The sequence below is a fragment of the Luteitalea sp. genome (assembly GCF_044337415.1).
GTDB lineage: Bacteria > Acidobacteriota > Vicinamibacteria > Vicinamibacterales > Vicinamibacteraceae > Luteitalea.
In genome coordinates this window covers 1-4607 of the sequence record NZ_JBIINP010000272.1, presented here as the reverse complement: position 1 = coordinate 4607, position 4607 = coordinate 1, and the positions used below count along the sequence as shown (strand labels likewise).

The 4607-nt window shown below is 72.5% G+C and carries 2 protein-coding genes; both read right to left on the bottom strand.

Going from position 1 to position 4607, the window contains the following annotated elements; all coding sequences use genetic code 11:
- On the bottom strand, positions 1 to 2224 hold a 2224-nt coding region (locus tag ACIRDX_RS20690), incomplete at its 3' end, for an ATP-binding protein (RefSeq protein WP_396627331.1).
- Positions 2214 to 4475, bottom strand: a complete 2262-nt coding sequence (locus ACIRDX_RS20685) for an ATP-binding protein (protein ID WP_396627330.1) — start codon at positions 4473 to 4475, stop codon at positions 2214 to 2216. The genes ACIRDX_RS20690 and ACIRDX_RS20685, both read right to left, overlap by 11 nt.
- Positions 4476 to 4607 lie beyond the last annotated feature (132 nt).

The following is a 4607-nucleotide window of genomic DNA, read 5'->3' as shown; positions in this document are numbered from 1 at the left end:
GCAGGTGGCGAACGCGGGCCGCGAGGCCGTCGGGCGTGAACGGCTTCTGGAGGAAGTTGGCCTGGCCCGCGACGACGCCGCGGCGCACGGCCTCGTCGGCAGGATAGCCGCTCATGAACAGCACACGAAGGTCCGGTTGCCGCTCGCGCAGCGTCTCGACGATCACCGTCGCGCTGCCTCCCGGCATCACGACGTCGGACAGCAGCAGGTCGATGCGGCCACCGTGCGCAGCCGCGACGTCGAGCGCCTGCGCCGGCGATCCCGCCTGCAGCACGCGATAGCCACGCATGGCGAGGGCCGCGACCGCCAGTTCCAGCAATGCCGGCTCGTCGTCGACCACGAGGATGGTCTCGGTGCCGCCGGTGGCTGGTGCGTCGATGGCGCCGTCGGCCGGGATCTCGGCGTCCTGAGTCGCCGGGAAGTACAACAGGAACGTCGTGCCGGCGCCGACGCGCGACCGCACGTCGATGAGGCCTCGCGCCTGCGCGACGATGCGGTCGACCACCGCGAGGCCGAGCCCGGTGCCCTTGCCCGGGGCTTTGGTGGTGAAGAACGGCTCGAACAGGCGCGCACGTACCTCGGGAGGCATGCCGCTGCCGGCGTCCCTGACGGCCAGCACGGTCCAGTCCGCTGGCGCGGCCAGCGTCACGGTGTCCTGATCCGGGTCGAATCCCCTGAGCGTGAATTCGAGGGCGCCGCCGCCCGGCATCGCGTCGCGGGCGTTGACCGCGAGGTTGATCACCACGCGCTCGAGCTGGGTGGGATCGGCCTTGACGGAATGCGTCCCCGGTGTGACGGAGAGTCGCAGCTTGACGGTGGGCCCGACGAGCCGCCGGACCAGTGGCTCGCAGCGTCGCAGGAGGTCATCGAGGTGCAGCACCTGGAGGTCGGCCACGGCGTGCTGGCTGAACGTCAGCAGTTGCCGCGTGAGCGAGATGGCGCGCTCGGACGCCGCCTGGATCTGGGCGATCTCGGCCTGTCGGTGCGTGAACTCCGGCGCCGTACCGAGCAGGCTGGCAAAGCCGTTGATCACCGTCAGCAGGTTGTTGAAGTCGTGCGCGATGCCGCCGGCCAGTTGCCCCACCGCCTCGAGCTTTTGCGCCTGATGCAGTTGTTCATCGATCCGGCGGTGCGCCTCCTCCGCGCCGACCTGCTCGGTGATGTCGCGTGCCTCCGCGATGAGGCGGATCACCCGTCCGTGCTCGTCGAGGAGCGGTCGAATGGAGAAGTCGACCCGGAACGAAGCGCCGGTGGTCGAGGTGTGAAGAGCCTCGAATCGCGCCGTGCCGCCGCCGGCAGCCACGCCAATCGCCTCGCGCAGCAAGCCTCGCTGCGGCGAGTCGCGCCACCACTGCGTGTGCTCGAAGGGGACGCCGACGACGGCCGGCATCGTCAGGCCGACCGTCTCGAGCGCGTAGGCGTTGGCGTCGACGACGCGGCCATCGAGGTCGAGCAGCGCGACCAACTGGAACGTCTGGTCGAACACCGCCCGCAGCAGGCGCTCGGCGTCGCCGGCGGCCCTGGCCCTGGCCTCGTGCTCGCGGGCCAGCACGGTCGCGCCCACCAGGCCGAGGCCGAGCTGCGGCAGCACGGTGAGCGGTTGCCACGGCAGCGCGGACGGCTGGAGGACCGTGACGAAGGGGATGCTCACCAGCGAGCCGCCGGCCGTCGCCAGCAGCAGCAGGCCGCTGACCGGATCGGTGGCGCGAAGACGCCACCCGCAGACGAGCATGAAGCACGAGACACCGCCCACGATCACCGCGGCCGCCCAGTGCGCCGGGCCGGCCACGCGGACGGGCGCCGCGAGGGGCTCCCCCCACACCACGAGCGACTCGATGGACCGGACGTCGGTGCCGAGCGATCCCTCGAGCCACCGGGCCGCTGCAGTGACCGTGATGGCCGCCGCCGCGATGGCGAGGGGACGTCGCGGCCGGATGCCGCCGAACACTGCGGCCAGGTACACCGCCGTGAGCGCCAGCACCATCGCCGTCGAGGCGCGGAAGTCGACGGCGCGCTGCATCTCGTCCACGGTCCCGGCATCGACGAGGCGCAGCAGCGCCACTGCATAGGCGCCCGAGGCGGCGCCGTGCAGCGCGGCTGCCAGCGACACGGGCGCGCGTTCGCGGACCCACAGCGTGAGCTGCCAGAGGGAGGCGAACAGGAACGCGCCGGCGAGGCTGCCGCACACGAAGCGGAACGGGCCCATCCCGAGCTCAATCGGCATCGGTCGGGGGCGCGTCGAGCAGGGACCGCACGAGTTGAGCCAGGCGGTCGGGGGTGAACGGCTTCTGCAGGAAACTCGACGTCCCGGTCGCGACGCCGCGGCGCACGACCTCGTCGGCCGGATAGCCGCTCATGTCCAACACGCGCGGCGGGGGCGACTGGCTGGCCAGGCCCTCGGCGATGGTCCGTGCGCTGCCGCCGGGCATCACCACGTCGGCCAGCAGCAGATCGATCGGCGCACCGTGCGCACGCGCCACCTCGAGGGCCTGGCTCGGATCGCCGGCCTCGAGCACGCGGTAGCCGCGCTGCAGGAGCACGGCCGCCGCGAGGTGCCGCACCGGCGGCTCGTCATCCACCACCAGCACCGTCTCGCCGCCAGGGGCGTCGGCCGTCGGCGACGTGCGCGCCTGGCCTGGCGAGGCGAGGGTTCCCTCGCTCGCGTCTTCCGTGCCCGTGACGGCGGGCAGGGCGATGGTGAAGGTCGTGCCCGCCCCTGGCGCGGAGACGACATCGACGAGCCCGCCGGCCTGCTTGACGACGCGATCCACGACCGCCAGGCCGAGGCCCGTGCCTCGGCCGGGCCCCTTGGTCGTGAAGAAGGGCTCGAACAGCCGCGCCACGACGTCGGGCGACATGCCGTGGCCGGTGTCGCTCACGGTCAGCATGGCGGCGCCCGGCAGCGAGCGGAGGCGCTCGGGCGCGGTCGCCGGATCGAGGCGTCCCGTGATGATGCGCAGGCGCCCCCCGTCGGTCATCGCGTCGCGGGCGTTGGCGACCAGGTTGATCAGCACGCGCTCCAGTTGCGCGGGATCGGCCTTGGTGCGCGGGGCATCCGATCCGAGTGACACGGTCAGGGCCACGTCGGCGCCGAGCATCCGGCCGAGGAGGGGCTCCGCGCGCTGGACGAGCGCGTTGATGTCGAGCACCTGGTCGTCGGTGACGGCATGCCGGCTGAACGTGAGCAACTGGCGCGTCAGCGACATCGCCCGCTCGGAGGCCGCCTGGATCTGCTCGAGCTCCATGCCGCGCGCGCGGGCTTCGGGCGTCGCGGCGAGCAGTCCCGCGAAGCCGTGGATGACGGTGAGCAGGTTGTTGAAGTCGTGGGCGATGCCGCCGGCCAGCTGGCCGACGGCCTCGAGCTTCTGCGACTGCTGGAGTTGCAGGTCGGCCTTGCGGTGGGCCTCCTGGGCGGCGCGTTCCTCCGTGATGTCGCGGGCTTCGGGGATCAGCCGGATCACGGTGCCCGACGCGTTGCGGAGGGGGCGGACCGAGAAGTCGATGAGGCGCGGCCCGGCGCCGGAGATGTAGGAGGCCTCGAAGCGTCGCGCCACGCCGGCCGCCGCGTCGGCGAGCGCCTCGCGCAGCCGGAAGCGGTCCGCCGACCCCTGCCACCACGCCGTGTCCTCGAAGCGCTGGCCGCGGACCTCGGCCACCGTCAGTCCCACGCTGGCCAGCGAGGTCCGGTTGGCGTCGAGCACGCGTCCCTCAAGGTCGAGCACCCCGAGGAACTGGTAGGACTGGTCGAACATGCCCCGATAGAGCCGCTCGGCAGCCAGGGCGGTGCGCGCCCGCGACTCGTGCTCACGGGCCAGCAGGACGACCCCGAGCAGCACGATCGCGAGCTGGAGCACGAGGACTATCAGCTGGCTCGTCATCAGCCCGGCCTGGATCAGCGAGAGCCGTGGTGCGAGCAGCAGCCCCGCGAGCGCCGTGATGCCGAGGAGCACACCGGCAAACCTGTCGCTCTTCCACAGGCGCGTGGCCGAGAGGAGCGCAAACGCGGCGACCAGCGCGAGCAGGCCGAGCATGCCCAGGTACGCGAGGCCGGGGGCGCGCACCGGAGCCCAGACCCACTCGCCGAGCGAGACCACGCGCTGGACCCCCACCACATCCGCGGCGAATGGCGCGCTGTAGTGACGCCAGGCGAGCAGCGCCGCCATGTAGGCGCCCAGGCCGCCGAGCCAGGGCGCCATCGGCTGGCGCGACGCGAGGGCCAGCATCGCGGTGACCGACAGCCCCGTGGCCACGATGGTCCACACGCGAACCGTGACGGCCATCTGCATGGCCCCGACCGTCGAGGCGCGTGAGATCCAGAGCAGCGACAGCGCCAGCGCCGCCGCCGACACGGCGTGTGCCGCGACGAGCAGCGGCAGCCGCGCCCGGCGGTCACGCGCCCACAGAATCAGCGCGTAGGCCGCGGTGAAGGCATACGCGCCGAACAGGCCGACGCAAATGGAACTGAAGGCGCCCAAGCGGCCCCGAGGGTATCAGCCGAGCCCCGTATGGTCGAGTCGGGAGATTACCCGACCGCCCTGCCGGTGTCCTGCCCCGTGTCGAGCAGCTGCCGGACCCTGGTCGTGAGCGACGTCGGCGTGAAAGGCTTC